The sequence below is a fragment of the Delftia sp. JD2 genome (assembly GCF_001682645.1).
GTDB classification, from domain to species: Bacteria; Pseudomonadota; Gammaproteobacteria; order Burkholderiales; family Burkholderiaceae_C; genus Comamonas; species Comamonas acidovorans.
Genome location: NZ_LFJT01000034.1, coordinates 1 through 26,470, shown reverse-complemented (window position 1 = coordinate 26,470; position 26,470 = coordinate 1). Strand labels below are relative to the sequence as shown.

Here is a 26,470-nt window from a genome sequence, read left to right as displayed (position 1 = left end):
CTAACGGCCTGGCGACGCCCACGCGCGACTTTTGCGCAAAACTGTCTTGCCTGCGGGCTCAGCTTTCCAGGCGCAGCAGCTCGGAGCCTTCGGTCACCTGGTCGCCGGGCGCATACAGCAGCTCGGCCACCACGCCGTCGCCGGGCGCGGCGATGGTGTGCTCCATCTTCATGGCCTCCATCACGGCCAGCGGCTGGCCCTTGCTGACCTTGTCGCCGGCCTTGACGGCAAAGGAGACCACCTTGCCCGGCATGGGCGCCGTCAGGCGGCCGCCTTCGGACTGCACCTCGCCCGCATGGGCCAGCGGATCGGCCAGGCCCAGCACGGCCGCGCCCTGGGGAGCGAACACATGGCATTGCTCGCCCAGCACATGGACCTGGGCGCGCAGGCGCTGGCCCGCGAACTGCACGTCGAAGGCGCCGTCCCCGGCCTGTTGCCAGGACAGCAGGCCCTCGGCGAGGGACTCGCCTTCGCCCACGGCCAGTTGCAGCGCGCCGTCATGCAGGTAGCGCAGGCGCGCAGGCACGGCGGCCTCGCCCTGGCGGAAGTCCCAGCGCCGCTCGGCCACGCCGTGCGAGCGCCAGCCGTCGCGGCGGCTGAAGGGATCGGCGGTTTCCTGCGCGCGCTCGGCCTGCAGCACCTGGGCCACTGCGGCGGCCACGGCCTGGGCCTGCGGCAGGCGCTGCTGATGGAACAGATGCTGCTTCTCGCGCTCGATCAGCGCCGTGTCCAGCTTGGCGGTTGCAAAGGCATCGCTGGCGATGACCAGGCGCAGGAACTGCACATTGGTGGCCAGGCCCACGATGCGTGTCTCGGCCAGGGCGGCATCGAGCCGCGCCAGCGCCTGTTCGCGCGTGTCGCCATGCACGATGAGCTTGGCGATCATGGAGTCGTAGAAGGGGCTGATGGCATCGCCCTCGCGCACGCCATCGTCCACGCGCACGTCGCCGACACGGAAGCTGGCGCAGTCGGGCTTGCGGTAGACATGCAGGGTGCCGGTGGCGGGCAGGAAGCCGTTGTCGGGGTTTTCTGCGCAGATGCGCGCCTCGATGGCATGGCCGGTGATGCGCAGCTCGTCCTGGCGCTTGGGCAGGGGCAGGCCGCTGGCCACGCGCAGCTGCCAGTCCACCAGGTCCTCGCCCGTGATGGCCTCGGTCACCGGGTGCTCGACCTGCAGGCGGGTGTTCATTTCCATGAAGTAGAACTTCATGGCCTCGGGCTGGTCGTAGCCGCCGGGCTGCTCGACGATGAATTCCACCGTGCCCGCGCCCACGTAGTTCACGGCCTGGGCGGCGGCCACGGCGGCCTCGCCCATCTTCTGGCGCAGCGCAGGCGTCATGCCAGGCGCTGGGGACTCCTCCAGCACCTTCTGGTGGCGGCGCTGCACCGAGCAGTCGCGCTCGAACAGGTAGACGCAGTTGCCCTGGGTGTCGCCAAAGACCTGGATTTCGATGTGGCGCGGGCGCAGCACGTATTTCTCGACCAGCACGGCATCGTCACCAAAGCTGTTGATGGCCTCGCGCTGGCAGCTGGCCAGGGCGGCTGCGAAGTCCTCGCTGCGCTCGACCAGGCGCATGCCCTTGCCGCCGCCGCCGGCACTGGCCTTGATCAGCACCGGGTAGCCGATGCGGTCGGCCTCGCGCTGCAGCAGCTGCGGGTCCTGGTCGGCCCCGTGGTAGCCGGGCACCAGGGGCACGCCGGCCTTTTCCATGAGCTGCTTGGAGGCCGCCTTCAGGCCCATGGCGCGGATGGCCGAGGGCGGCGGGCCGATGAAGACCAGGCCGGCATCGGCGCAGGCCTGGGCGAATTCCTCGTTCTCGCTGAGAAAGCCGTAGCCGGGGTGGATGGCCTGGGCGCCCGTGGCCTTGGCGGCCTCCAGGATGCGTTCCCAGCGCAGATAGCTGTCCTTGGGGGCGCTGCCGCCGATGTGCACGGCCTCGTCGCAGGCCTGCACATGCTTGGCGCGGGCATCGGCGTCCGAGTACACGGCCACGGTGCGCACGCCCATGCGGCGGGCGGAAGCCGCGACGCGGCAGGCGATTTCACCGCGGTTGGCGATCAGGATCTTCTTGAACATGCGTTATCTCCAGTGTTTTCTCTGCAGCCCCGGTCATTCGGCGACCGGCGGCTATGGTTTTTGATTCATCGCGGGAGACCCGCCGAACAGCGCGCGCAGGCGCTGCACCACGGCCTTGAGAAAGCGCCACAGCGCCCAGGTCAGCAGCCACAGGGCGATGACCACGACCAGCAGCACGGCGGCGAAGGCCAGCGGATGAGTGAGCGCCAGCCAGATCGCGCCCACCGAGGCACCGTCCTCCACCAGGCTCGCGCCCACGTTGGAAAACGGCTCCGGCGAAGTGTTGATGGCCGCGCGCGCCGTGCTCTTGGCCACCTGGCTGGACAGGGCCAGCGAGCCGCCCATCAGGGCCGCCATGGTGGCCATGGTCGCGCTGTCGGCGCCGAAGACGCCGGCCGCCAGCGCCGCGCCCGCCGGGATGCGGATCACGCTTTGCAGCAGGTCCCAGACCGAGTCCACGCCGGGGATCTTGTCGGCGAAGAACTCCACAAACAGCAGCGCGCCGCTGGCGAACAGCAGGGCCGGATGCTCCAGCACATGCAGCCCGCCCGGCAGCGCCACCCAGCCCAGCGCGCCCAGCAGCCCGGTCACGAAGACCACGGCGTAGAGCCTAAAGCCGCTGGCCCAGCCCAGTGCGGCGGCCAGCGCCAGCAGGCCGGCCATGTCCATGCCGCTGGTGGCCTGGCCCACGCGCTCGGCCACTTCGCCAGCCGCCTCGCTGACCGTGTGGTGCACGGCCGGGCCCGGGTACAGGCCCACGGACTGCAGCCACTGGACGAGGGAGTCGGTCAGGGTGCTCATGGTGTTGACTCGGCGTTGGCTCGGCGTTGCTCGGTGGTGGCGCGATGAATGGGCAGCCCGCGCGTGTCAGGCCAGCCAGGCCGGCTTGCGCTTTTGCAGGAAGGCCTGCACGCCCTCCTTGCCCTCGGCGCTGGCGCGGATGTCGGCAATGCCTTCGACGGTGGCGGCGATCAGTTGCTCGTTGATCTCGCGCTCGGCCACGTCGATCACCAGGCGCTTGCAGGCGCGGGCGGCGGCGGGACCGGCGCTGACCAGGTGCTTGAGCAGGCCGTCCACGGCGTTGTCCAGCTCGTCTGCCGCCACCACGCGGTGCACGAAGCCGATGCGCAGCGCCTCGGCCGCGTCGAAGCGCTCACCGGTCAGGAAGTAGCGGTGGGCGGCGCGCGCGCCCATGGCGCGGATCACGTAGGGGCTGATGGTGGCGGGGATCAGGCCGATCTTCACCTCGGACAGGCAAAAGCCCGCGCCCTCGGCGGCCACGGCCATGTCGCAGGCAGCGACCAGGCCCATGCCGCCCGCATAGACATCGCCCTGCACGCGCGCGATGGTGGGCTGCGGGCATTCGTAGATCACGCGCAGCATTTCGGCCAGCAGGCCGGCGTCCTCGCGGTTCTCGTCGCGCGAGTAGTCGGCCATGCGGCGCATCCAGTTGAGGTTGGCGCCTGCGCAAAAGGCCGGGCCCTCGGCGGCCAGCACCACGGCGCGCACGTCGCTGCGCTTGCCCACGGAGTGGAAGGCCTGGGTGATGTCGGCGATGACCTCGTCGCTGAAGGCGTTGCGCACTTCGGGCTGGGTCAGCGTGATGGTGGCCAGGGGGCCCTGGAATTCGAGGGTCAGTGCGGTGGTTTTCATGAAGTACCTCGCTGCAAGGAAAGAGGGGCCGCCGTCACATGCGGAACACGCCGAAGCGCGTGTCCTCTATGGGAGCGTTGCGCGTGGCCGCCAGGCCCAGCGCCAGCACGCGGCGCGTGTCGGCAGGGTCGATGACGCCATCGTCCCACAGGCGCGCCGTCGCGTAATAGGGGTGGCCCTGATCCTCGTACTGCTGGCGGATGGGGGCCTTGAAGGCCTCTTCCTCCTCGGCCGTCCATTGGCCGCCCTTGGCCTCGATGCCGTCGCGCTTGACGGTGGCCAGCACGCTGGCCGCCTGCTCGCCGCCCATGACCGAGATGCGCGCGTTGGGCCACATCCACAGGAAGCGCGGCGAATAGGCGCGGCCGCACATGCCGTAGTTGCCCGCGCCGAAGGAGCCGCCGATGATGATGGTGAACTTCGGCACGGCCGCCGTGGCCACGGCCGTGACCAGCTTGGCGCCATGGCGGGCAATGCCTTCGTTCTCGTACTTGCGGCCCACCATGAAGCCCGTGATGTTCTGCAGGAAGACCAGCGGGATCTTGCGCTGGCAGCACAGCTCGATGAAGTGCGCGCCCTTGACCGCCGATTCGCTGAACAGGATGCCGTTGTTGGCGATGATGCCCACCTGCATGCCCTCGATGCGCGCAAAGCCGCAGACCAGGGTGGCGCCGAAGCGCGCCTTGAACTCGTCGAAGCGGCTGCCGTCCACCACGCGGGCGATGATCTCGCGCACATCGAAGGGCTTGCGCGTGTCCACGGGGATCACGCCGTACAGCTCGCCGCCGTCGAACAGCGGCGCTTCGGGGGGTAGGTCGCCAGCCGCCGGCTGCTTGGCATGGTTGAGGTTGGCCACGGACTGGCGTGCCAGCGCCAGCGCGTGGGTGTCGTTGTGGGCCAGGTGGTCGGCCACGCCCGACAGGCGCGTGTGCACGTCGCCGCCGCCCAGGTCCTCGGCGCTGACCACCTCGCCCGTGGCGGCCTTCACCAGCGGCGGGCCGCCCAGGAAGATGGTGCCCTGGTTCTTGACGATGATGGACTCGTCGCTCATGGCCGGCACATAGGCGCCGCCGGCCGTGCACGAGCCCATGACCACGGCGATCTGGGCAATGCCCTCGGCGCTCATGTTGGCCTGGTTGAAGAAGATGCGGCCGAAGTGCTCGCGGTCGGGAAACACATCGTCCTGGTTGGGCAGGTTGGCGCCGCCCGAGTCCACCAGGTAGATGCAGGGCAGGCGGTTCTGCGCGGCGATCTCCTGGGCGCGCAGGTGCTTCTTCACCGTCATCGGGTAGTAGGTGCCGCCCTTCACCGTGGCGTCGTTGCACACGATCATGCAGTCCACGCCGCTGACGCGGCCGATGCCGGCGATCAGGCCCGCGCCGGGTGCATCGTTGCGGTACATGTTGAGCGCGGCCAGCGGGGCGACCTCCAGAAAGGGCGTGCCCGGGTCCAGCAGCATGGCCACGCGTTCGCGCGGCAGCAGCTTGCCGCGCGCCACGTGCTTGGCGCGCGCGGCCTCGCCGCCGCCCTCGGCGACCTTGGCCACCTGGGCCTGCAGGTCCTCGACCACGGCGCGCATGGCGGCGGCATTGGCCAGGAAGTCCGCCGAACGCGGATTGAGTTGGGTGCCCAGAATGCTCATGTGTGGCCTCTTCTTGTGTTTGCCCGATGCGGGCGCTTGGTTTTTTCGAATGTGCTGCAAAGAACGGCGGCCCGGGCTGGGGAAAATGCCGTATGCACACCGTTGAAATCGTCTTGCTCGTTTTGCTGCTGGGGGCACTGACCGGCATTGCCGCGCGCTATGTGCGCGCCATCCCGCTGCCGCTGATACAGATCGCCCTGGGAGCGCTGATCGCCTGGCCGCAAAAGGGCCTGCACATCGCCTTCGATCCCGAGCTGTTCCTGCTGCTGTTCATCCCGCCGCTGCTGTTTGCCGACGGCTGGCGCATCCCCAAGCGCGAGTTCTTCTCGCTGTACCGCCCCATCCTGCGCCTGGCGCTGGGCCTGGTGCTGTTCACGGTGGTGGGGCTGGGCTGGCTGATCCACTGGCTGGTGCCCGGCATGCCGCTGACCGTGGCCTTTGCGCTGGCCGCCGTGGTCTCGCCCACCGATGCCGTGGCCGTCTCGGCCATCACGCGCAACCTGGGCATGCCCGAGAAGACCATGCACATCCTCGAAGGCGAGTCCCTGCTCAACGATGCCTCGGGCCTGGTGGCGCTGAAGTTCGCCATTGCCGCCACGCTGACCGGCCTGTTCTCGTGGACCGAGGTGGCCAAGGAATTCATGTGGATGGCCCTGGGCGGCCTGGGCGTGGGCACGCTGATCGGCTGGGGCTTTTCCTATGCGCGCAGCACCATCACGCGCCGCCTGGGCGACGTGGCGGCCACGCAGATGGTGCTGCTGCTGATCCTGCTGCCCTTCGCCGCCTACATCGTGGGCGAAAAGATCGGCGTGTCGGGCATCCTGTCGGCCGTGGCCGCGGGCATTGCCACCAACTTCGCCGACTTGGAGCGCAGCAGCTACATCAGCGAGCGGCTGCAGACCGAGGGCACCTGGAGCATGGTGGAAGCCTCGTTCAACGGCGCCATCTTCCTGCTGCTGGGCCTGCAGCTGCCCTCCATCATCGGCGTGACGCTGCACGATGCGGGCAGCGAATGGTGGGTGCTGGTGGGCTATGTGGTGATCATCTCCAGCGCGCTGCTGCTGATGCGCTGGATCTGGCTGACCCTGGGCGTGCAGCGCAGCCTGGCACGCGCCCACTTCCAGGGAAAGATGGCAGAGCGCCCCTCGCACCTGCTGAACCTGGCCACCACCATGGCCGGCATACGCGGCGCCGTGACGCTGGCTGGCGCGCTGTCCGTGCCCATGCTGCTGAACAACGGCCAGCCCTTTCCGGGCCGCGAGATGCTGATCTTCCTGGCCACCGGCACCATCTTGTTCACCCTGGTGCTGGGCAGCATCGCGCTGCCGCTGATCCTGCGCCGCATGCCCCAGCCCGGCGAATCGCCCACGGTGCGCGAGGAGCGCCTGGCGCGCGTGGCCGCCTGCCAGTCCGCCATTGGCGGGCTGACGCTGAGCGAGGAAGAGATCCAGGGCCACACGCCCGAATGGGTGGCCATGCACCAGGAGGTCATGGGCCACTTGACGCAGGAGTACCGCAACCGCGTCCAGCTGCTGGACGACGGCAGCGGCACGGCCTCCAGCATCGAGATCCAGCGCGAGGCGCCCGAAGTCGTGCGCCAGCGCAAGCTGCGCTACCTGTTGGAGATCGAGCTGCGCCTGCGCTGCATCCACCAGGAGCGCGACGCGCTCTACGCCGAGCGCCAGGCCCACCGCATCAACGACGAGTCGCTGCGCCGCCTGGTCAGCGAGCTGGACATGCAGGAGATCTCGCTGCGCAAGCGCCTGGTGGTGGCGCGCCGCGCTGCAGCCTCGGCCGTGGCCGCGCCCGAGGGCGGCACGCACTAGGCGGCACGCGGTGGACAGCTGGCGGCAGCACATGAAAGCAGCCCTCAGGCGGTCCTGGCCGGACGCAGATCCAGCATGGCGATCATCTCGTCGCGGATCTTGAACTTCTGGATCTTGCCGGTCACCGTCATCGGGAAGGCCTCGACGAAGCGGATGTAGCGCGGCACCTTGTAGTGGGCGATCTGGCCCTTGCAGAAGTCGCGCACGCCGTCTTCGGTCAGCGTCTGTCCGGGCTTGACGATGATCCAGGCGCACAGCTCCTCGCCGTAGCGCACATCGGGCACGCCGACCACCTGCACGTCCTGCACCTGGGGATGGCGGTAGAGGAATTCCTCGATCTCGCGCGGGTAGATGTTCTCGCCGCCGCGGATCACCATGTCCTTGATGCGGCCGACGATGTTCACGTAGCCCTGCTCATCCATGGTGGCCAGGTCGCCCGTGTGCATCCAGGCCTCGTCGTCGATGGCCTCGCGCGTGCGGGCCTCGTCCCCCCAGTAGCCATGCATGACCGAGTAGCCGCGCGTGCACAGCTCGCCCGAGACACCAGGCGCCACCACCTCGCCCGTGGCCGGGTCGACGATCTTCACCTCCAGGTGCGGCTGCACCTTGCCCACGGTGGACACGCGGCGCTCCAGCGGCGTGTCGGCATCGCTCTGGCAGCTGACGGGGCTGGTCTCGGTCATGCCGTAGGCGATGGTGATCTCGGACAGGTGCATGTCGCTGACCACGCGCTTCATCACCTCGATGGGGCAGGGCGAGCCGGCCATGATGCCGGTGCGCAGCGTGCTCAGGTCGAACTCCTTGAAGCGCGGGTGGTCCAGCTCGGCGATGAACATCGTGGGCACGCCGTGCAGGCCCGTGCAGCGCTCGGCCTGCACGGTCTCCAGCACCAGCAGCGGATCGAATCCGTCATTCGGGTAGACGATGGCCGAGCCATGCGTGAAGCAGGCCAGGTTGCCCAGCACCATGCCGAAGCAGTGGTACAGCGGCACGGGAATGCACAGCCGGTCCTCGGGCGTCAGCCGCATGCACTCGCCGATGAAAAAGCCGTTGTTCAGGATGTTGCGGTGGGTCAGCGTGGCGCCCTTGGGAAAGCCCGTCGTGCCGCTGGTGAACTGGATGTTGATGGGGTCGGTGTTCTTGAGCGTGGCGGCCACGGCGTCGATGCGCGCATCCTGCGCATCACCGCGCGCCAGCAGGCTGGAAAAGCGCAGCATGCCGGGCTGCTCTTCGCCCTGCCCTGCGACGTCGATCCAGACCACGCTGCGCAGCTGGGGCAGGCGCGCGCAATGCAGGCGGCCGGGCTCGGCCGTGGCCAGCTCGGGGGCCAGTTCGCGCAGCATGCCCAGGTAGTCGCTGGTCTTGAACTGCGCCATGGTCACCAGCGCCTTGCAGCCGACCTTGTTGAGCGCGTACTCCACCTCGGAGGTGCGGTAGGCCGGGTTGATGTTGACCAGCACCAGGCCGACCTGGGCCGTGGCCAGCTGCATCAGCACCCATTCGGCGTTGTTGTGCGACCAGATGCCGACGCGGTCGCCCTTGTCCAGCCCCAGGCCCAGCAGCGCGCTGGCCAGGCGGCGCGCCTCGGTGTGCAGGCCGGCATAACTGTAGCGCAGGCCCTGGTGGCGGCTGACCAGGGCCTCGCGATCGGGCTGGCGGGCCGCCATGTCGGCAAAGAAATCGCCGATGGTCTGCTCGATCAGCGGCACATCGGTGCGGCCTTGGGCATGGCTGGAAGCGAGCGGGGCGTTCTGGGCGGGCATGCGTTGTCTCCTGTGTCGTCGGCGGCGCCTGGAACGGGCAAATGCAGTGGCCTGCCCCGTCACGGCAGCTATTGCGTGGCAGCATAAGGGCCAACCCCGAGCAGAACAGGCCACGAAGGTTGCAATAATTGCCAGCATGTTCACCCCCTCGCTGGTCAAGACCCCCCTGCCCCAGGCGGCCGCCACCATGGCCTCCGCACACCCTGCAGTCACGCCCATGGCCTTTGTGCAGGCCATTATGCTGGCCTACGAACGCCGGGGCATCAGCGCCCTGTCCGCCCTGGAGAAGGCACAAATCGCGCCAGACTCCGTCAAAGAGCGCAACGAGTGCATCACGGCGCTGCAGATGGAGGCACTGTCCGATGCCGCCATGCGCGAACTCGACGACGAGGCCCTGGGCTGGTTCTCCCGGCGCCTGCCCTGGGGCAGCTACGGCATGCTGGCGCGCGCCAGCATGGGCAGCGAGCAGCTGGGCCTGGCGCTGGCGCGCTGGTGCCGCCACCATGGCCTGCTGGCCGATGACATCCGGCTCACGCTGACGCAGGAAGACGGCTTGGCCACGCTGGCCATCGAGGAGCTGTCCACGCTGGGCGCCATGCGCGAGTTCTGCCTGCTGTCGGTGCTGCGCAATATCCACGGCCTGGCCAGCTGGTTCATCGATGAGCCGCTGCCGCTGCGGCGCGCCTGCTTTCCCTTCGATCCCCCGCCGCATGCGGGCGTGTATGCGCTGCTGTTCCCGCCGGGCGAGGTGGAGTTTGGCGCGGCCCGGGCCTGCCTCCAGTTCGACGCGCGTTTTCTGGATATGCCGCTGACGCGCGACGAGCCTGCCCTGCAGCGCATGCTGCAGCGCGCCCTGCCGCTGCAGGTGCGCCCCTACCGGCGCGAGCGCCAGCTGGTGCAGCGCGTGCGCCAGCTGCTGGCGGCCGACGCCGAATGCCTGCAGACGGCCGACACGCTGGCGCGCCAGCTGCACCTGTCCCAGCGCAGCCTGCACCGCCAGCTCAAGGAAGAAGGCGCCTCGCTGCAGGCGCTCAAGGACGAGGTGCGGCGCGAGCGTGCCGTGGCCCTGCTGCTGCGCACCAGCCGGCCCATCAAGCGCATCGCGCAGTCCTGCGGCTTCCTCAACGACAAGAGCTTCATCCGCGCCTTCCGGCTGTGGACGGGGCTGTCGCCTTCCGAATTCCGCAAGAGCGCGCGAGCCCGGCCCGAGTGAGGGCCGCGCGCATCCTGGCGCGATTTGCATCCTGCGCGACTGCCGCCGTCCGCGCATCTGGCCTAGGCTTTGCGCATGCACCATCTCCACCACTGCGTCAGCGCGCGCTCCTTCCGCGCGCTGTGGATGCTCGAAGAACTGCAGCTTCCCTACACGCTGCACATGCTGCCGTTTCCGCCGCGCGCGCTGCAGCGCAGCTACCTGGAGCTCAACCCGCTGGGCACGGTGCCGCTGCTGCGCCACGGCGAGGCCAGGCTGACCGAGTCAGCCGCCATCTGCGAATACCTGGCCGCCCTGCACCCCGGGGCGGGCCTGTCCGTGCAGCCGCAGGAGGCGGGCTTCGCGGCCTACCTCAACTGGCTGCACATGAGCGATGCCACGCTGACCTTCCCGCAGACCCTGGTGCTGCGCTATGCGCACTTCGAACCGGCCGAACGGCGCCAGCCCCAGGTGGCCCAGGACTACCAGCGCTGGTTCCTCGCGCGGCTGCGCGCCGTGGAGCAGGCCGTGGAGCAGCGCGACTGGCTCACGGCAGACCGCTTCACCGCTGCCGACGTGGCCGTGGGCTATGCGCTGATGCTGTCGGCGCACCTGGAGATGGAGCCGCAATGGGGGCCTGCCACCCAGGCCTACTGGCAGCGACTGCAGCAGCGGCCCGCCTTCCAGCGGGCGCTGCAGGCCGAGCAGCAGGCCGCGCGTGCGCAGGCCGTGGACGAGACGCCTTCGCCGCGGCTGCGCTAGGGCCCCGGCTCAAGCCCAAGCTCAAGCGCTGGCGCTGGCGCTGGCGCTGGCCTGTCCGATGGCGCGCAGCATGGCAGGCAGCTCGCCCATGTCGCCGAACACGCAGCTGGCGCCGGCTTCGAGCAGTTGCTCGGCCGATGCGTGGCCCTGGTCGGCCGGGAAGTAGCCCCAGACCGTGGCGCCTGCGGCCACGCCGGCGGTGACGCCGGTCACCGTGTCCTCGATGACCAGGCAGCGCGCCGGCTCCACGCCCAGTGCAGCGGCGGCGGCCAGGTACACATCGGGAAAGGGCTTGCTGCGCGGCAGCTCATGGCCGCTGAAGACGCGGCCCTCGAAATACGGGGCCATGCCGACCTGGGCCAGCTGCATCTCCACCTTGGCGCGGTCCGCGCCCGAGGCGCAGGCGATGCGGCCAGCGCACAGCGCATGGGATTCGCTGACGGCGGACAGCGCGCCGTCAATGGCCACCAGCTCGGCGCGCAGCGCGGCGTTGCGGCGCTCGTAGAAGGCGGCCATCCATGCGTCGGTCAGCGGCTTGCCGGTGCGCGCCTCGATCAGCGCGGCCTGGCTGCGCACGGTTTTGCCGATGAATTCGCGCAGGCATTCCTCGGTGCTGATGGGCCAGCCCGATTCATTGAGCATGGTGCACAGCACGCGGTTGGTGATGGATTCACTGTCGACGAGCACGCCGTCACAGTCGAAGAGCACGGCCTCGAAAGCAGTCATGGATGGATTCTCGAAACAAACTGAGCAAGGGCGCCCTGGGGCGCCCTTGCTGCGGAAAATGGCCGGATTATGCGCCGGCCGCGCATGCCTGTGCCCTGCTCAGGGGAAGGAGGCACCGGCCAGCGGATGGACCATGCGCTTGACGTTGCGCACCGAGATGGAATGGAACTGGCCATCGTCGGTGACCACATCGCCGAAGGCGAAAAAGCCTTCGGCCGCGTTGCGGTTGAACTGCTCCAGGCGCTGCGCGAGGCTGGCGTTGTTGGACACGGATTCGAGGCGGTACTCGATGGCGCCCTGCTGGTCGCCGCTCTTTTCGTACAGCTGCACGCCTTCGGTATTGCCGCGCAGCACCAGGGCGCCGCGCAGCAGATGGCCCTTGGCACCCATCTCGTCCAGGCGCTGCTTCAGCGCCGTGCCGTTGGCCATGCCGAAGGGCGCGGCCAGGGCGAACACCGCGTACTCGAAGGCCGGTGCCTTGGAGTCCTTGACGTAGAGGTTGAACATCTCGTCGCCCGAGATCAGCGGGCCCGTGTAGCGGAAACCCCGGCCGCTCATCTCGGCCAGTTGCTGCGTGAAGCCGGACGTGTCCAGCGCACCCACGGCGGGGCGCGTCTCGTAGCTGTAGGTGGCGGCGGCGCTGCTGCTGCGCACATAGAGGTTGCGCAGGTCCTGCGTGCTGCTGGGAAACGCCATGCCCGACTTGTACAGGTAGCCCTGCGCACCCTGCGCATTGAGCTGGGCCACCAGGGCCGAGACGCCCGCCACGTCGGCCACCATGCGGTAGTCCAGGCGCGTGCCGGTGTGGGCCGTGTCGGTAACGTAGAAGTCACCGATGGGAACGGGAAAGGTCGTGCCGCCCGAGGCGAGGCTGTAGGTGAAGGCATAGCCTTGCGCCCCCAGCGTGTTCATGGCGGACAGGGCCGCGTCGAAGTTTTCGGCAGCCGTCTCCATGCGGTACTGGCCGGTCACCGGGGTCGTTGTGCCGCCGCCGGGGTTGCCGGGCGTGCCGGGGTTGCCAGGATTTCCGCCATTGCCGGGATCTCCGCCGCCCGGTTCTCCCAATCCACCACCACCACCGCCGCCACAGGCGGCCAGGGTTCCCAGAAGCATCAATGCCGCACTGCGGCGCGTGAGCTGTACCATCTTCATGACTATCTCCCCTTCTCGTTGAATACGTGCCCGTTCCATGCGGAATCTCAGGGCATCGGCGGCGATTTTGGGGAGTTGGCCGACATCCGGTCACCCCCCGGCCGGGGGGTAATCGTTACGATGTGCGCAAGGTGTATCCGGGCGCGCCCTGGCGCTCCAGCCCTTTCGACATGCCTTTGCGCGGACCATGCACAGCCATCCCCTCCTGACCGATTCCTCCTGTCTCCAATCGGGGCGCTATGCCCTGGTGATCGACGACCACCCGCTGACGGCCATGGGCGTGTCCGAATTCCTGAAACAATTCGGCCTGTCCGAAGTCCATGCCGTGGCCGATGCGGGTGAAGGCCTGCAGTGCATGGCCGGCAGGGGATCGCCGCATCTGGCCATCGTGGATTTCTGGCTGGGTGCAAGTGCGGGAACGGACGTGGTGCGCGAAATCCGCACGCTGGCGCCCGCCTGCCGCGTGCTCATGACCAGCGGCGACACGCATGGCGCGATTGCCCTGAAGGCACGCGCGGCCGGGGCCCATGGCTTTGTGCTCAAGTCGCAGCCGCCGCAGGTGCTGCAGCAGGCCGTGGCGGCCCTGCTGCGCGGCGAGACCTGGTTCCCCGCCGCCCCGCTGGCGCCACAGGCGCCCGGCGGCGCCCATGCCATCCGCATGACGGCGGCCGAGCTGGGCCTCACCCCGCGCCAGGCCCAGGTGCTGGACCTGGTGCTGCGCGGCCTGCCCAATCCCAGCATTGCGCAGTTGCTGCATCTGTCGCCGCACACGGTCAAGGAGCATGTGGCGGGCGCTCTGCAGCGCCTGGGCGTGCACAGCCGCATCGACGCCATCACGCGCATGCAGGGCATCGCGCTGGAGCTGCCGCCCTCCGTCCCGCCGACCGATACGGTTCAGGCGCCGGCCACGGCCAGCCTGCGCTGAAGCAGGGCCAGCAGCGCCAGCGGGTCCACGGGCTTGCGCAGCAGCAGATAGCCCAGTTCCTGCGCCTCCTGCTCCAGCGCCGGTGACGGCTCGCCGCTGAGCAGGGCACCCGCCGCCTGCGGCGATTGCGCCAGCACGTTCTGCAGCAGCACAAAGCCGTTCTCGCCCTGGGCCAGATGGTGGTCGCACAGCACGAAATCAGGGTGCTGCCCTGCCGCCAGCCAGTCGGCCACCTCGCGGCCCGTGGCAGCCACATCCACCTGCAGCCCCCAATCGCGCAGCAGGCCGGCCAGGGCCCGCGCCACCTGCGCATCGTCATCGACCACCCAGCACCGGCCCTGGAGCAGGGGCGGCCGGGACTGCGCCTGCGTCTGCGCCTGCGATCCCTCGGACGATCCCTCAGACTGCGGCAAGGCCGCCTGCACATTCAGGCTGGACGGCAATTGCAGCCAGAAGCAGGACCCCCGCCCTGGCGTGGACAGCAGGCCGTGCTCCACGCCCATGCGGCGGGCGGCTGCGGCCACGACGGCCAGGCCCAGGCCCTGGCTGCTCACGCCGGGCAGGTGGTCGGCCGCAGGCTGGGCCGCGCGCCGGGCCGCCTGGCCTGAGCGCGCGCGAAAGTGCGGTGCGAAGACATGGGGCCGGTCTTCGGCCGCAATGCCCAGGCCCGTGTCCCAGACCTCGATGCGCCAGCCCCCGCCGTGCACGCGGGCGGCCAGCAGCACCCCGCCGCGCTGGGTGTAGCGCAGGGCGTTGTGCAGCAGGTTGAACACCATCTGGCGCAGCAGGGCCTCGTCGGCACGCACCAGGCTATCCATGCCGCGCGCCACGCGCCAGCGCAGCACCAGCCCGCGCTGGCGCGCCTCGGCCGCGAACAGGCGCGTGGCATCGCCCAGCAGAATGCGCAGGTCCATCACCTGGGCGCGCAGCTCCCAGGTGCCGTTCTCCAGCCGCGACAGGTCCAGCAGGTCGTTGCACATGGTGCCCAGCGACTGGGCACAGGCCTGGGCATCGTCAAGCACGCCTGCCAGTGCGCCGTCGGCATTGCGCTGGCGGGCGGTTTCCACCAGCAGGCCCAGGGCATGCAGCGGCTGGCGCAGATCATGGCTGGCGGCCGACAGGAAGCGGCTCTTGGCCTCCAGCGCCTGTTCGGCCTGCTCCTTGGCGGCCAGGTAGCGCTCGGCCAGCAGTTGGCGGTCGCGCTCCTGCGCCCATTGCTGCAGCATGAGCTGGCGCGCCCCCCAGGCATGGCGCGCGATGGTGGCGCCATACAGCATGAGCAGCGGCAGCAGGTACAGGCCCCTGTTCGGGAAGTACCAGACCACGGCCAGCAGCATGGCGCCGTACAGCACGCCGAAAAAGCGCTTGAACACGGCAGATGCCGGCGCCAGGAAGGTGGCGGCCGAGGCCACGACGCCGCACAGCACCAGGTAGATGAAAAGCCGGAATTCATGGCCGCTGCCATGGGTCAGCGGTATCGCCAGCGCCCAGGAACCGGCGTTGAGCAGGGCCATGCGGCCCATCACGCGCTCCCAGCGCTGCAGCCGCGCTGGCAACTCGGCCGAGGGCACGGCAGCACCCAGGTCCCGGCGCAACTGGCGTCGCAACCCGACGAAGACGCAGGCCATGAACGCCATGCCCAGCCACCACAGCAGCAGCGGCACCTGGAAGGCGCCCGTTTCGTGCCGCTGCAACCAGACCACGATGCCGGGGATGATGAGGGCCGCCGCCTCGGACGAGCCCCGCGATGCGATGGACAGCAGCAGCCGCTGGCGCTGCTGCAGTTTCCACAGCGGCTCCGCAGGGCCGCCGCCGTGTTCAGAACTGGTCGCCATCCACGTAGAGCCAGCGCCCGGCTTCGCGCACGAAACGGCTGCGCTCATGCAGGCGCACGGCGCGGCCGCCCACGCGGTAGCGCGCGACGAATTCCACCTCGGCGCTGTCCTCGCCGGTGCTTCGGAAGTCCTTGACCGCCAGCCCCAGCCAGCGTGCCGAAGGCTCGAAGTCCAGCGTGGCGGGCCGCTGGCTGGCGTGCCAGGTGGCCAGCAGATAGGCGGCGTCCTCGCGCACGAAGGCGCTGTAGCGCGAGCGCATCAAGGCCTGGGCGTCGGGCGCAGGGCAGTCGTCGAAATGGTCCAGGTAGCGGCCGCAGCAGGCATCGAAGGCCAGGGGACGGCCCTTGGCATCCTGAAGACCGCAGGGACAGGCCGGGGAGGTGGCGGCAGCGCTCATAGCGGCTGGCCCTGCGGAACTTGGGGAACTTGCGGAACTTGGGGGAGGACGGCGCGGGAGCAGGAATGCATGTCAGTCACGGCCGCCTTGCTGCGACCGGGTTCTTGATGGAGGACAGGCGGGCCATGATACTGACCGCGGGCCCTCGGGCCTGTAAGGAGAGCCCATGTTTTCAATGTCGGTCCCGTGGTGGGAGTTCGTGGTGCGCGGCGTGGCCGTCTACCTGTTTTTGCTGGTATTCCTTCGGCTGACGGGGCGGCGCCAGACGGGGCAGTACGCGCCCTTTGACCTGGTGCTGCTGCTCATCCTGTCGAATGCGGTGCAGAACTCCATGAATGCCGGGGACAACTCGCTGATCGGCGGCATGGTCTCGGCCTCCACGCTGATCCTGTGCCATCTGCTGCTGTCCTGGCTGACCTTTCGCTTTCCCGCGCTGGAGCGACTCATCGACGGCAAGGCCAAGGCCCTGATCAGGGACGGACACCTGAACAAGGACCTGATGCGCGAGGAACGCATCACGCGCGACGATATCGAGGCCGCGCTGCGTGCGGGCGGCTGCCTGCACCTGCGCGAGGTGGAGCGCGCCACGCTGGAGACCGACGGCAGCATCACCGTCGTCCTGCGCCGCCGCGACAGCGAGAACGATGGCGATCCGCCGGTCTGACCCCCTGCCCGGCAGGCCCTGTCAGTCGAGCTGCTCCAGGAAGCGCTCGATGGCCAGGTTCACGGGCTGCGGATGCGTGAGGTTGGCCGCATGGCCGGCACCCGGCACCTCCACCCACTGCGCCCTGGGCAAGGCCTTGGCCATGGCGCGTGCACGGTCAGGCGCGATGGCGGTGTCGTCCGTGCCGTGGATGACCAGGGCCGGCACATGGATGTCGGGCAGGCGTGGGCTGATGTCATCGCGCTGGGCCAGCGCCAGAAAGCTCTGCCCCAGGTTGATGGGCGTGGCCTTCTTCCATTTGGCACGCCAGGCCGCCGCGCCGCTCCAGCCCTGGCCCAGGATGGTGCGCTCCACCGTGGACGCCATGTCGTCGCTGAGGCCATGCTCCATCCAGGCGCGCAGCAAGGCTTCGTGGTGGGGCATCTGCTCGGGGTCTTCCAGCATGGCCTGGGTGTCGATCAGCACCAGCGCGCGCACGATCTCGGGGTGGATGAGCGCGCAGCGCAGCGACAGATAGCCGCCCTGCGACATGCCGACCAGCACCGCGCGCTCCACGCCCAGGTGCTCGAGCAGGGCGGCCAGGTCGTCGGCCGAGTCGTAGTAGTCGAAGGGGGCGCAATGCGCGGGGTCTGCCGTCTGGCCATGGCCGCGCTCGTCCCAGCTGATGCAGCGAAAGCGCCCCTGCAGTGCCTGGACCTGGGGAGCGAACATGGTGTGGTCCATGAGCAGCCCGTGCGAAAACACCAGGACCGGGCCTCTCCCGCCCGTGTCCTCGTAGTACAGGTTCTGGCCGTTGACGGAAGCGATGGGCATGTCGGGATCTCCTGCGAAGGTGGTCACAAACCTGCCGGAAACGGCCGCCCGCCTCTCTCGGGCGCCGTGCCGGCGATGCTCCATGCTAAGCCCTGCGGGTGTCAGGGCCATCCGGCCCGACCCGCAGCGTGGGGGATTGGCCTCAGGCCAGGGCGCGCTGGATGAGAATTTTCTGCACGTCGCTCGTTCCCTCGTAGATCTGGCAGACGCGCACGTCGCGGTAGATGCGTTCCACGGGGAAGTCGCTGACCACGCCATAGCCGCCCAGGGTCTGGATGGCGGCGCTGCACACGCGCTCGGCCATTTCGCTGGCGAACAGCTTGGCCATGGCCGCTTCCTTGAGGCAGGGCAGGCCCGCATCGCGCAGGCTGGCCGCATGCCAGATCAGCTGGCGCGCGGCCTCGATCTGCGTGGCGCAGTCGGCCAGGCGAAAGCCCACGGCCTGGTGGTTGAAGATGGGCTGGCCGAAGCTCTCGCGCTCCTTGGAGTATTGCAGCGCGCAATCGAAGGCCGCACGTGCCATGCCCACGCTTTGCGCGGCAATGCCGATGCGCCCTCCTTCCAGCGCCGACAGCGCAATCCTGTAGCCCTCGCCCTCGGCGCCGATGAGGTTGGCGGCGGGGATGCGGCAGCCCTCGAACTGGATCTGGGCCGTGTCCGAACTGTGCTGGCCCAGCTTGTCCTCCAGCCGCAGCACCTGGTAGCCGGGTGCGGAGGTCGGAACGATGAAGGCGCTCATGCCGCGCTTGCCCGCCGCCTTGTCGGTGACGGCGATGACGATGGCCACGTCGCCGTTCTTGCCGCTGGTGATGAATTGCTTGACGCCGTTGATCACGTAGTCGCTGCCGTCGCGCGTGGCCGTGGTGCGCAGCGCCGAGGCATCCGAGCCCACATGCGGCTCGGTCAGGCAGAAGGCGCCCAGCATCTCGCCGCGCGCCAGCGGCGCCAGCCATTGCTGCTTTTGCGCCTCGCTGCCGTAGCGCATGAGGATGGCGTTGACGGGGCAGTTGGTGACGCTGATCACCGTGCTGGTGCCGCCGTCGCCGGCTGCGATTTCCTCCAGCACCAGGGCCAGGCTCAGGTAGTCAAGGCCGGCGCCGCCGTATTCCTCGGGCACGCAGATGCCGTAGGCGCCCAGCGCCGCCAGGCCCTGGTGCACGTTCTTGGGAAAGTGGTGTTCCTTGTCCCAGCGTGCGGCATGGGGCGTGATTTCGGTGCGCACGAAGTCGCGCACCGCGTCACGGATCATTTCCTGGTCTGCGTTGAGCAGCATGTCTTGTCTCCTGATTCTTGTTTCGTTGTTCGTTGTCCGTTGCGCTGGTCGGATCTGCCGTCGGATCTACCAGGCGATGCGCTGCCCGTCATGCCGCAGCATGCGGCCCCGGTCGGCCGGCGTGACGCCGGCCAGCGTGCGCACCAGGCCCTGCACACTTTGCTCCACGGTGAACGTGGCGGCCGCGCCACCCATGTCGGTCTGCACCCAGCCCGGGTCCAGCGCGACCACGGTGGCGCCCGGCCATTGCGGCTGTGCGCTGGCCACGACCATGTTGAGCGCAGCCTTGCTGACGCGGTAGAGCCAGGCGTCGGATTCGGCGTCGGCCAGCAGCGACATCTGGCTGGAGAACAGGCCGAATACGCCGCCCGCCGCCTCGACCAGCGGCGCCACCTGGGGCAGCACCTGCATGGCGCCCAGCACATTGGTGTGCATGACGCGGTCGAACTGCTCGCGCGTGGGCGGCGTGGCCGAGCTGTGGGCATCCCACACTCCGGCCACGTACAGCGCCAGCTCGATCTTCTCGCCGTCGAGCTGCCAGGCCAGGCCGCTGACGCTGGCCGGGTCGGCCACATCCACCAGCAGCACCTTGGCGCCCGTGGCCTCGACGTGCTCGCGGTCGGCCTCGCTGCGCACCGTGGCGACCACGCTGCGGCCCTGGGCCGCATAGGCCTCTACCAAGGCAAAACCAAGCCCGCGCGAGGCTCCCAACACCAGAGTGACTGCCATGTCTTTCGACCTTTCAAATGGAATGCGGTCAGCGGCCCTGCTCGTCCGCGATCTGTTTTTCGTAGCGCTCGACCATGGCCTCCTGCGTCTCGGTGGGCGCAGGCAGGCCGATCTGCTGGTGGACCATCTGGTTCACCGAGGGCATGACGTTGCGCGACACCTGGGACTCTGGCTTCCAGAGCCGGGCGCGCATCAGCGCCTTGGCACAGTGCAGATAGGCCTCGTGCACCTGGATCTCCAGAACGATCTTGGGCCGGAAGCCTTCGCTGGCGAACAGCGCCGTGTAATGGGCCTCGTCGCGCAGCTTGGCCACGCCGTTGACGCGCAGGGTCTCGTCGAAACCCGGCACCATGAACAGCAGGCCGATGCGCGGATCGGCGATCAGGTTGCTGAAGCTGTCCAGGCGGTTGTTGCCGCCCGAATCGGGAATCAGCAGCGTCTGGTTGTCGGGCGCCTTGATGAAGCCCGGCTTGCCGCCGCGCGGCGAGGCATCCATCATCGCGCCCGCCCCGCCCCCCGTGGCCACGATGCACAGCGGCGACAGCGCGATGAAGCGCAGGCAGTGCCGGTCCAGGTCCACCTGCTGCTTGAGCAAGGCCCTTTCGGCCGGCATGGCATACAGGCTGCGCAACTGTTCTTCGCTGGTAATCATGGTCGAGAGGTCAAAGTAATAGCGGATCGGCCGATCCAAGTCTAGCTCTCTGGACGTCTGTGGCGCTGCCCATAAAACTGGCGCAATGCAAATCAGAGACACCGAGGAAGGGCCGCCCCGCACCGAGGGTGTCGTCCCCCTTTCAGGGGGAGGGCGCGCAGCGCCTCAGGGGGTGACCATTTCTATCGCCATGGCTGTTCCCTCGCCGCCGCCTATGCACAGCGTGGCCAGGCCGCGCTTGCCGCCGCGCGCCTGCAGGGCGTGCAGCAGCGTGACCAGGATGCGCGCACCGCTGGCGCCAATGGGGTGGCCCAGCGCACAGGCGCCGCCGTTGACGTTGACCTTGTCGCGCGGCACGCCCAGCTCGGCCATCAGGGCCATGGGCACGACGGCAAAGGCTTCGTTGACTTCCCACAGGTCCACGTCCGCAGCCGTCCAGCCAGCCTTCTTGAGGGCCTTCTGCGTGGCGCCCACGGGGGCCGTGGTGAACCATTCGGGCTCCTGGGCATGCGTGGCATGGGCAACGATGCGCGCCAGCGGCTTGCAGCCCAGCTCCTTGGCCGTGGACTCGCGCATCAGCACCAGGGCGGCGGCGCCGTCGTTGATGCTGGAGCTCGATGCGGCCGTGATCGTGCCGTCCTTCTTGAAGGCGGGCTTGAGGCTGGAAATCTTGTCCAGCTTGGCCTTGGCCGGGCCTTCGTCGATGCTGACCGTGACGTCGCCCTTGCGCGTGGAGACGGTCACGGGCGTGATCTCGGCGGCGAAGGCGCCGCTTTCAGTGGCCGCCTGGGCGCGCTTGACGCTTTCGATGGCGTAGGCGTCCTGCTGCTCGCGCGTGAAGTGGTATTTGGCGGCGCAGTCCTCGCCAAAAGTGCCCATGGAGCGGCCAGGCTCGTAGGCGTCCTCCAGGCCGTCGAGCATCATGTGGTCATAGACCTTGTCGTGACCCATGCGGTAGCCGCCACGGCCCTTCTTGAGCAGGTAGGGTGCATTGGTCATGCTTTCCATGCCGCCGGAGACCACCACATCGCGGCTGCCTGCGACCAGCTGGTCGTGCGCCAGGATGGTGGCCTCCATGCCGGCACCACACATCTTGGACAGGGTCACGGCGCCCGTGCTGCGCGGCAGGCCGCCCTTGAAGCCGGCCTGGCGGGCGGGCGCCTGGCCCTGGCCCGCCATCAGGCAGTTGCCGAACAGCACTTCGTCCACTTTCTCGGGCGCCACGCCCGCGCGCTGCACGGCCGCCTTGATGGCAGCGCCGCCCAGATCATGGGCCGCGAGGTCGGCGAAGTCGCCCTGGAAGGCGCCCATGGGGGTGCGGGCTGCGCCGACGATGACGATGGGGTCTTGCATGCTTGTCTCCTGGGTTGTCGTGATGGTGAAAGAAAGGGAAAACGGGTCAGGCCAGCCAGCGGCTGCGCTCGTAGGGGAAGACATCGTGGACATGGCCTTCGCGGATGCGCTGCTGGTGCGCCTGCCAGAAGGCGGGGTCGAGCAGGTCGGCATGGTGGCGCATGAAGACTTCGCGCACGGCCGGGTTGCCCAGCAGAAAGGGAGCGAAGGTTTCCGGGAACACATCGCGCGGGCCCACGGGGTACCAGACCTCGCCGCTGAGCTCGTCCTCCTCGTTGCGCGGCGCGGGCACCTGGCGGAAGTGGCAGTCGGTCAGGTATTCGATCTCGTCGTAGTCGTAGAACACCACCTTGCCGCCGCGCGTGATGCCGAAGTTCTTCCACAGCATGTCGCCCGGGAAGATGTTGGCCGCGACCAGATCCTTGATGGCATTGCCGTACTCGATCACGGCGCTCTCCAGGCGCTGCCGCGGTGCCGGCAGGTCCAGCCCGTCATCGAAGCACTCCTGCAGCAGCATGTTCAGCGGCACCATGCGCCGCTCTATGTAGAGGTGGGAGATGATGACCTCCTGCCGGCCATCGCCGTCGCGGTCGCTGATCTCGACCTGGCTGGGCGCATGCTCCAGGATCTCGGCGATCAGCGCATCCGAAAAGCGCTCGCGCGGGAAGGCGACTAGGCTGTACTCCAGCGTGTCGGCCATGCGCCCCACGCGGTCGTGCTGCTTGACCAGGCGGTACTTGGCCTTGACCTGTTCGCGCGTGATCTCCTTGGGCGCGGCGAAGCGGTCCTTGATGAGCTTGAACACATAGGGAAAGCTGGGCAGGTCGAACACCAGCATGACCATGCCCTTGATGCCGGGTGCGATGCGGAACTGGTCGCGCGAATGGCGCAGGTGGTGCAGGAAGTCGCGGTAGAACAGCGTCTTGCCCTGTTTGGCCAGGCCCAGGGCGTTGTACAGCTCGGCGCGCGGCTTGCGCGGCATGAGGCTGCGCAGGAACTGCACGTAGGCGCTGGGCACGTCGGTATCGACCATGAAGTAGGCGCGCGCAAAGCTGAACAGGCCGTGGAAGTCCTTCTCGCCGAACAGGGCCGCATGCAGCACCAGCCGGCCGTTGTCGCCGTGCAGGATGGGCACGGCCCAGGACAGCTCGGCAAAGCCGTTGATGATCTTGCCGACGATGTAGGCGCCCTTGTTGCGGAAAAACAGGCTGGACAGCACCTGGATCTGGAAGTTGGCGTACAGGCGCATGGCCTGCAGCTGCGGCTCCAGGCGCTCGGCCAGGCGGGCGATGTCGCGCTCCAGGTCCTCGAAGGGGCGCTGCAGCGCGAATTGCTCCACGACTTCGCGCAGCGTCTGCGGCAGCGTCTCGCGCGTGGGGTAGAAGGCCAGGTAGGCCGGGCGCGCAGCCGGCTCCTGGTTCTCTATGTATTCCGTGCTGACGGCGGGCCGCACGAAGATGAAGTCGTTGTGGAAATGCGTGCGGTGCAGGATCTTGGTGGTGACCGAGTTGAAGAAGGTCTCGGCCAGCTCCGGCTGCAGGTGGTTGACCATGAGCCCGATGTAGTGGCGCTTGATCTGCTGCCAGACCTGCATGGGCTGGGCGCCGGCCGCAAATTCCTTTTCAAGCCGGCGCACGCATTCGCGCACACGCAGGTCGTAGAACTCGATGCGCTCGCGCTGGGCACGCTGCTGGCCCAGCCAGTCGGCGGTTTCGAAGCGGTGCTTGGCGCGGGCGGATTCGGCGCGGAACAGGCGGTAATGGCGATTGAAGCCATCCATCATCGCCCGCGCTATGTCATGGGCAAGCAGGGTGTCCTGGGCAGGCATCGGCATGAAGTCTCCCGGGGTCCCGCCTGCCATGGCCGCTCAGTCGCGCTGGCGGCTGGCGACCAGCTCGACAGCCTCGGCATGGATGTTGGCGATGCCGCCGACACCGGGCACGGTCATCTGCAGATTGGTGATCAGGCCGTCCTTGAGGCCATAGCACCAGCCATGCAGCGTGACCTTCTGGCCCCGCGCCCAGGCATCCTGCATCACCGTGCTCTGCGCCACATTGATCACCTGCTCGATGGCATTGAGTTCGCACAGCGCATCGTGGCGCCATTGCGGGGACAGGCTGGCCAGCAGCGCCTGGTGCTTGTCGCGCACATCCTTCACATGGCGGATCCAGTTGTCGGCCAGGCCCACACGCACATCTTCCAGTGCCGCCAGCACGCCGCCGCAGCCATAGTGGCCCACGACCATCAGGTGCTCGACCTTGAGCTGGTCCACCGCGTACTGGATGGTGGACAGGCAGTTCAGGTCGCTGGGCACGACCACGTTGGCCACGTTGCGATGCACGAACACCTCGCCGGGCTCCAGGCCCGTGATCTGGTTCGCAGGGACGCGGCTGTCGGAACAGCCGATCCACATGTAGCGGGGTTTTTGCTGCGACAACAGCCCGGTGAAGAAACCGGGCCGGTCACGCTCCATCTGCTGGGCCCATTCGCGGTTATGGACAAACAGTTCTTCGATGGAGGTTGTGCTCATAAGCAATCCTTTTGTTGGGTCAAACTCAAGAACGGCGCGGCAGGCGGGCGCGGGATCAGCAGGTCTCTGCGAACAGCTCGCGGCCGATCAGCATGCGACGGATCTCGCTGGTGCCGGCGCCGATCTCGTAGAGTTTCGCATCCCGCCAGAGGCGACCCAGTGGGTATTCGTTGATATACCCATTACCTCCATAGATTTGAACGCCTTCGCCGGCCATCCATGTCGCCTTCTCGGCGCACCACAGGATGACGCTGGCGCAGTCCTTGCGGACCTGGCGAACATGCTCCGTTCCCAGCAGATCGAGGTTTTTGGCGACCGTATAGGCAAATGAGCGGCCCGCTTGCAGCACGGTGTACATGTCCGCCACCTTGCCCTGGATGAGCTGGAACTCGCCAATGCTCTGGCCGAACTGCTTGCGGTCATGGATGTAGGGCACGACGTTGTCCATCACCGACTGCATGATGCCCAGCGGCCCGCCGGTCAGCACGGCGCGCTCGTAGTCCAGGCCGCTCATCAGCACCTTGGCGCCGTTGTTCAGGCCGCCCAGCACGTTCTCGGCCGGCACCTCGACGTTCTCGAACACCAGCTCGCCCGTGTGGCTGCCACGCATGCCCAGCTTGTCCAGCTTCTGGGCAATGGAAAAGCCCTTCATGCCCTTCTCGATCAGGAAGGCAGTCACGCCGCGGGCGTTCAACTCGGGCTCGGTCTTGGCGTAGACCACCAGGGTGTCGGCATCGGGACCATTGGTGATCCACATCTTGGTGCCGTTGAGCAGGAAGTAGCCGCCCTTGTCCTCGGCCTTGAGCTTCATGCTGATCACGTCCGAGCCGGCGCCGGGCTCGCTCATGGCCAGCGCGCCCACGTGCTCGCCGCTGATCAGCTTGGGCAGGTACTTGGCCTTTTGCGCCTCGTTGCCGTTGCGGTTGATCTGGTTCACGCAAAGATTGCTGTGCGCGCCATAGGACAGGCCCACCGAGGCACTGGCACGCGAGATCTCCTCCATCGCCACCATGTGGGCCAGGTAGCCCATGTTGGCGCCGCCGTACTGCTCGGACACGGTGATGCCCAGCACGCCCAGATCGCCAAACTTGCGCCACAGGTCCATGGGGAACTGGTCGTCGCGGTCGATCTCGCCGGCGCGCGGTGCAATCTCGGCCTGTGCGAACTCGCGCACGGCATCGCGCAGCGCGTCGATGTCCTCGCCCAGTTGGAAGTTCAGGCCCGGCAGGTTGGAAAGGCTCATCTCGTGTCTCCTGTGGAAATTTGGTGAAAGAACGCCGCCCGGCTCAGTCGGCCAGATCGCGGCCCTGCACGCACATCAGCGTGCAGCCCATGGTGGCAATCAGTTTCTCGCGGCCTTCGTCGATGGCATAGGCGCGCCCCTCGGTCACGATGATCGTGCGGCCCGGCTTGATCACCCGGCCTTCCATGCGAAAGCGCTGGCCCTTGGCGGGGGCCAGCAGATTGATCTTGAATTCGATGGTGAGCACGGCAGCATCGGCCGGCATCAGGGTCAGCCCTGCATAGCCGCAGGCGGAATCCAGCGCCGTGGAAACCATGCCGGCATGCAAAAAGCCATGCTGCTGCGTCAGCCCGGGGGCCCAGGCCAGGCAGACATCGGCGGCGCCGGGCTCCAGCAGGGACAGCTCGGCGCCCAGGGTGTGCATCGCGCCCTGGCGTGCAAAACTGTCTCGCACACGGCGGGCAAAGTCGCTGTTGGCAGGTTCCAGGCGGGGCACGGTCAAGGCAAGCCTCACAAATTACGTTTACGTAAACGTCAATTATGAAGCATTTTTCCCATCCAGGTGCTTCAACAGAGTGCGGGCCTCGGATTCCTGCTCTCGCACCTCGGCCAGGTTGGCCTGCAGATCGGCCAGGCGGTCCTCGAGCTGGCGGCGATGCACAGCCAGCACTTCCAGGAATTTGCGCAGTTGCACGCCCGTGTCGCGGGGGCTGTCGTAGAGATCGATGATCTCCTTGGCTTCGTTCAGAGACAGCCCCAGACGCTTGGCGCGCAAGGTCAGGCGAAGACGTGTGCGATCACGCGCGCTGTAGACGCGATTGCGCCCGCCAGGCCCGGCGCGCTCGGGCTCAAGCAAGCCCATGTCTTCATAGAAGCGGATGGCCCGGGTCGTGAGATCGAACTCCTTGGCAAGATCGCTGATGGTGTAGGTAGTCGACATGGCTGGAGAGTCCGCCAGCATCCACAGCCGGCGGCCATGGGAATGCGACGTTGACGTTAACGTCAATGCTAGCGGAATTGGCCCCAGGAAACTGCGCCGGATGTTGCATCCGGGTGCGACGAAGAAGCCCGGCAGGAATAAAAAGAGAGCGCGTCAGCGCTCTCTTTTTCTGGGATGTCCGTTTTGGATGTTCATTTGGCTGTCCGTTTTGGCTGTTCAGCCTGTTTCCCCGTTTCCTGCAGCCCAATGCAAAAAACCCCGTAGCTTTGGGCTACGGGGTTTCTTGGGCTGTAAGAGCCTGACGATGACCTACTTTCACACGG

General features: G+C 67.9%; 24 protein-coding genes. 5 read left to right on the top strand and 19 right to left on the bottom strand.

Features of this window, described 5'->3' with window-relative positions:
- Positions 1-58: 58 nt before the first annotated feature.
- The 4 genes from ACM14_RS18515 to ACM14_RS18500 form a co-directional block, all read right to left on the bottom strand.
- Positions 59-2,077, bottom strand: coding sequence for an acetyl/propionyl/methylcrotonyl-CoA carboxylase subunit alpha (locus ACM14_RS18515; RefSeq protein ID WP_065346949.1), 2,019 nt, complete (start codon positions 2,075-2,077; stop codon positions 59-61).
- Between the two features lie 51 nt (positions 2,078-2,128).
- Positions 2,129-2,878: a DUF4126 domain-containing protein gene (locus tag ACM14_RS18510; RefSeq protein ID WP_047327943.1), complete on the bottom strand. Its 750-nt coding sequence runs from the start codon at positions 2,876-2,878 to the stop codon at positions 2,129-2,131.
- A 66-nt stretch (positions 2,879-2,944) separates the two neighbouring features.
- Entirely contained in the window at positions 2,945-3,730 is a 786-nt protein-coding gene (locus ACM14_RS18505) for an enoyl-CoA hydratase/isomerase family protein (RefSeq protein WP_012207769.1), read from the bottom strand.
- Between the two features lie 34 nt (positions 3,731-3,764).
- Positions 3,765-5,372 (bottom strand): carboxyl transferase domain-containing protein, encoded by a 1,608-nt coding sequence (locus ACM14_RS18500; protein WP_065346948.1) that lies wholly within the window; start codon positions 5,370-5,372, stop codon positions 3,765-3,767.
- A 92-nt stretch (positions 5,373-5,464) separates the two neighbouring features.
- Between ACM14_RS18500 and ACM14_RS18495 the strand changes: the two genes are divergently transcribed.
- Positions 5,465-7,198: a Na+/H+ antiporter gene (locus ACM14_RS18495; RefSeq protein ID WP_013800394.1), complete on the top strand. Its 1,734-nt coding sequence runs from the start codon at positions 5,465-5,467 to the stop codon at positions 7,196-7,198.
- A gap of 44 nt (positions 7,199-7,242) precedes the next feature.
- Here ACM14_RS18495 and ACM14_RS18490 read toward each other — a convergent pair whose 3' ends face one another.
- Positions 7,243-8,961 (bottom strand): AMP-binding protein, encoded by a 1,719-nt coding sequence (locus tag ACM14_RS18490; protein WP_065346947.1) that lies wholly within the window; start codon positions 8,959-8,961, stop codon positions 7,243-7,245.
- A gap of 136 nt (positions 8,962-9,097) precedes the next feature.
- On the opposite strand from ACM14_RS18490, the gene ACM14_RS18485 reads away from it, so the two are divergent.
- Both ACM14_RS18485 and ACM14_RS18480 read left to right on the top strand, forming a co-directional pair.
- Positions 9,098-10,174 (top strand): AraC family transcriptional regulator, encoded by a 1,077-nt coding sequence (locus tag ACM14_RS18485; protein WP_016450029.1) that lies wholly within the window; start codon positions 9,098-9,100, stop codon positions 10,172-10,174.
- Between the two features lie 75 nt (positions 10,175-10,249).
- Positions 10,250-10,915, top strand: a complete 666-nt coding sequence (locus ACM14_RS18480) for a glutathione S-transferase family protein (RefSeq protein ID WP_065346946.1) — start codon at positions 10,250-10,252, stop codon at positions 10,913-10,915.
- Between the two features lie 21 nt (positions 10,916-10,936).
- On the opposite strand, the gene ACM14_RS18475 is transcribed toward ACM14_RS18480, so the two are convergent.
- Together ACM14_RS18475 and ACM14_RS18470 are read right to left on the bottom strand one after the other, a co-directional pair.
- Positions 10,937-11,641: an HAD family phosphatase gene (locus ACM14_RS18475; RefSeq protein WP_065346945.1), complete on the bottom strand. Its 705-nt coding sequence runs from the start codon at positions 11,639-11,641 to the stop codon at positions 10,937-10,939.
- A gap of 99 nt (positions 11,642-11,740) precedes the next feature.
- A complete protein-coding gene (locus ACM14_RS18470) occupies positions 11,741-12,793 on the bottom strand; it encodes a hypothetical protein (protein ID WP_012207776.1) in 1,053 nt (350 codons plus the stop codon).
- A gap of 187 nt (positions 12,794-12,980) precedes the next feature.
- Here ACM14_RS18470 and ACM14_RS18465 point away from each other — a divergent pair, with 187 nt between their 5' ends.
- On the top strand, positions 12,981-13,718 hold the full coding sequence (locus ACM14_RS18465) for a response regulator transcription factor (protein WP_013800389.1): 738 nt from the start codon (positions 12,981-12,983) through the stop codon (positions 13,716-13,718).
- Here ACM14_RS18465 and ACM14_RS18460 read toward each other — a convergent pair.
- Together ACM14_RS18460 and ACM14_RS18455 are read right to left on the bottom strand one after the other, a co-directional pair.
- Positions 13,688-15,553, bottom strand: coding sequence for a hybrid sensor histidine kinase/response regulator (locus tag ACM14_RS18460; protein WP_065346944.1), 1,866 nt, complete (start codon positions 15,551-15,553; stop codon positions 13,688-13,690). The two genes, ACM14_RS18465 and ACM14_RS18460, sit on opposite strands and share 31 nt — an antisense overlap.
- Positions 15,537-15,950 carry a YchJ family protein gene (locus ACM14_RS18455; RefSeq protein ID WP_065346943.1) on the bottom strand — a complete coding sequence of 138 codons (414 nt, stop codon included), beginning with the start codon at positions 15,948-15,950 and terminating at the stop codon, positions 15,537-15,539. Before ACM14_RS18455 ends, ACM14_RS18460 begins: the two co-directional genes overlap by 17 nt.
- 166 nt (positions 15,951-16,116) lie before the next feature.
- Between ACM14_RS18455 and ACM14_RS18450 the strand changes: the two genes are divergently transcribed.
- Positions 16,117-16,614, top strand: a complete 498-nt coding sequence (locus ACM14_RS18450) for a DUF421 domain-containing protein (RefSeq protein ID WP_012207780.1) — start codon at positions 16,117-16,119, stop codon at positions 16,612-16,614.
- Positions 16,615-16,635: 21 nt separating this feature from the next.
- On the opposite strand, the gene ACM14_RS18445 is transcribed toward ACM14_RS18450, so the two are convergent.
- From ACM14_RS18445 to ACM14_RS18400, 10 genes are all read right to left on the bottom strand, one after another.
- Positions 16,636-17,427 (bottom strand): alpha/beta fold hydrolase, encoded by a 792-nt coding sequence (locus tag ACM14_RS18445; protein ID WP_065346942.1) that lies wholly within the window; start codon positions 17,425-17,427, stop codon positions 16,636-16,638.
- A 142-nt stretch (positions 17,428-17,569) separates the two neighbouring features.
- Positions 17,570-18,700 carry an acyl-CoA dehydrogenase family protein gene (locus ACM14_RS18440; protein WP_012207782.1) on the bottom strand — a complete coding sequence of 377 codons (1,131 nt, stop codon included), beginning with the start codon at positions 18,698-18,700 and terminating at the stop codon, positions 17,570-17,572.
- A 66-nt stretch (positions 18,701-18,766) separates the two neighbouring features.
- Positions 18,767-19,429 carry an SDR family oxidoreductase gene (locus ACM14_RS18435; protein ID WP_065346941.1) on the bottom strand — a complete coding sequence of 221 codons (663 nt, stop codon included), beginning with the start codon at positions 19,427-19,429 and terminating at the stop codon, positions 18,767-18,769.
- Positions 19,430-19,457: 28 nt separating this feature from the next.
- The gene (locus ACM14_RS18430; protein ID WP_013800384.1) at positions 19,458-20,081 is read right to left on the bottom strand and encodes a pyridoxamine 5'-phosphate oxidase family protein; all 624 of its coding nucleotides are present in this window, start codon (positions 20,079-20,081) and stop codon (positions 19,458-19,460) included.
- A gap of 165 nt (positions 20,082-20,246) precedes the next feature.
- On the bottom strand, positions 20,247-21,434 hold the full coding sequence (locus ACM14_RS18425) for an acetyl-CoA C-acyltransferase (RefSeq protein ID WP_013800383.1): 1,188 nt from the start codon (positions 21,432-21,434) through the stop codon (positions 20,247-20,249).
- 46 nt (positions 21,435-21,480) lie between these two features.
- Positions 21,481-23,268 carry a bifunctional isocitrate dehydrogenase kinase/phosphatase gene (aceK, locus tag ACM14_RS18420; RefSeq protein WP_065346940.1) on the bottom strand — a complete coding sequence of 596 codons (1,788 nt, stop codon included), beginning with the start codon at positions 23,266-23,268 and terminating at the stop codon, positions 21,481-21,483.
- Between the two features lie 33 nt (positions 23,269-23,301).
- On the bottom strand, positions 23,302-23,964 hold the full coding sequence (can, locus tag ACM14_RS18415; RefSeq protein ID WP_012207787.1) for a carbonate dehydratase: 663 nt from the start codon (positions 23,962-23,964) through the stop codon (positions 23,302-23,304).
- A 55-nt stretch (positions 23,965-24,019) separates the two neighbouring features.
- Positions 24,020-25,207 carry an isovaleryl-CoA dehydrogenase gene (locus ACM14_RS18410; RefSeq protein ID WP_034397421.1) on the bottom strand — a complete coding sequence of 396 codons (1,188 nt, stop codon included), beginning with the start codon at positions 25,205-25,207 and terminating at the stop codon, positions 24,020-24,022.
- 43 nt (positions 25,208-25,250) lie between these two features.
- Complete coding sequence (locus tag ACM14_RS18405; RefSeq protein ID WP_065346939.1) at positions 25,251-25,709, bottom strand: PaaI family thioesterase; 459 nt, start codon at positions 25,707-25,709, stop codon at positions 25,251-25,253.
- A 36-nt stretch (positions 25,710-25,745) separates the two neighbouring features.
- Complete coding sequence (locus ACM14_RS18400; protein WP_013800379.1) at positions 25,746-26,147, bottom strand: MerR family DNA-binding transcriptional regulator; 402 nt, start codon at positions 26,145-26,147, stop codon at positions 25,746-25,748.
- Positions 26,148-26,470 lie beyond the last annotated feature (323 nt).

Excerpts from the sequence above, each read along its gene's own strand:
- ACM14_RS18445 (WP_065346942.1), bottom strand. The coding sequence starts at position 17,427 with ATGCCCATCGCTTCCGTCAACGGCCAGAACCTGTACTACGAGGACACG.
- ACM14_RS18430 (WP_013800384.1), bottom strand. The coding sequence starts at position 20,081 with ATGATTACCAGCGAAGAACAGTTGCGCAGCCTGTATGCCATGCCGGCC.
- ACM14_RS18480 (WP_065346946.1), top strand. The coding sequence starts at position 10,250 with ATGCACCATCTCCACCACTGCGTCAGCGCGCGCTCCTTCCGCGCGCTG.
- ACM14_RS18510 (WP_047327943.1), bottom strand. The coding sequence starts at position 2,878 with ATGAGCACCCTGACCGACTCCCTCGTCCAGTGGCTGCAGTCCGTGGGC.
- ACM14_RS18485 (WP_016450029.1), top strand. The coding sequence starts at position 9,098 with ATGTTCACCCCCTCGCTGGTCAAGACCCCCCTGCCCCAGGCGGCCGCC.
- ACM14_RS18425 (WP_013800383.1), bottom strand. The coding sequence starts at position 21,434 with ATGCAAGACCCCATCGTCATCGTCGGCGCAGCCCGCACCCCCATGGGC.
- can (WP_012207787.1), bottom strand. The coding sequence starts at position 23,964 with ATGAGCACAACCTCCATCGAAGAACTGTTTGTCCATAACCGCGAATGG.
- ACM14_RS18440 (WP_012207782.1), bottom strand. The coding sequence starts at position 18,700 with ATGCTGCTCAACGCAGACCAGGAAATGATCCGTGACGCGGTGCGCGAC.
- ACM14_RS18505 (WP_012207769.1), bottom strand. The coding sequence starts at position 3,730 with ATGAAAACCACCGCACTGACCCTCGAATTCCAGGGCCCCCTGGCCACC.
- aceK (WP_065346940.1), bottom strand. The coding sequence starts at position 23,268 with ATGCCGATGCCTGCCCAGGACACCCTGCTTGCCCATGACATAGCGCGG.
- ACM14_RS18470 (WP_012207776.1), bottom strand. The coding sequence starts at position 12,793 with ATGAAGATGGTACAGCTCACGCGCCGCAGTGCGGCATTGATGCTTCTG.
- ACM14_RS18450 (WP_012207780.1), top strand. The coding sequence starts at position 16,117 with ATGTTTTCAATGTCGGTCCCGTGGTGGGAGTTCGTGGTGCGCGGCGTG.
- ACM14_RS18435 (WP_065346941.1), bottom strand. The coding sequence starts at position 19,429 with ATGGCAGTCACTCTGGTGTTGGGAGCCTCGCGCGGGCTTGGTTTTGCC.
- ACM14_RS18455 (WP_065346943.1), bottom strand. The coding sequence starts at position 15,950 with ATGAGCGCTGCCGCCACCTCCCCGGCCTGTCCCTGCGGTCTTCAGGAT.
- ACM14_RS18400 (WP_013800379.1), bottom strand. The coding sequence starts at position 26,147 with ATGTCGACTACCTACACCATCAGCGATCTTGCCAAGGAGTTCGATCTC.
- ACM14_RS18490 (WP_065346947.1), bottom strand. The coding sequence starts at position 8,961 with ATGCCCGCCCAGAACGCCCCGCTCGCTTCCAGCCATGCCCAAGGCCGC.
- ACM14_RS18465 (WP_013800389.1), top strand. The coding sequence starts at position 12,981 with ATGCACAGCCATCCCCTCCTGACCGATTCCTCCTGTCTCCAATCGGGG.
- ACM14_RS18515 (WP_065346949.1), bottom strand. The coding sequence starts at position 2,077 with ATGTTCAAGAAGATCCTGATCGCCAACCGCGGTGAAATCGCCTGCCGC.
- ACM14_RS18410 (WP_034397421.1), bottom strand. The coding sequence starts at position 25,207 with ATGAGCCTTTCCAACCTGCCGGGCCTGAACTTCCAACTGGGCGAGGAC.
- ACM14_RS18460 (WP_065346944.1), bottom strand. The coding sequence starts at position 15,553 with ATGGCGACCAGTTCTGAACACGGCGGCGGCCCTGCGGAGCCGCTGTGG.
- ACM14_RS18495 (WP_013800394.1), top strand. The coding sequence starts at position 5,465 with ATGCACACCGTTGAAATCGTCTTGCTCGTTTTGCTGCTGGGGGCACTG.
- ACM14_RS18475 (WP_065346945.1), bottom strand. The coding sequence starts at position 11,641 with ATGACTGCTTTCGAGGCCGTGCTCTTCGACTGTGACGGCGTGCTCGTC.
- ACM14_RS18500 (WP_065346948.1), bottom strand. The coding sequence starts at position 5,372 with ATGAGCATTCTGGGCACCCAACTCAATCCGCGTTCGGCGGACTTCCTG.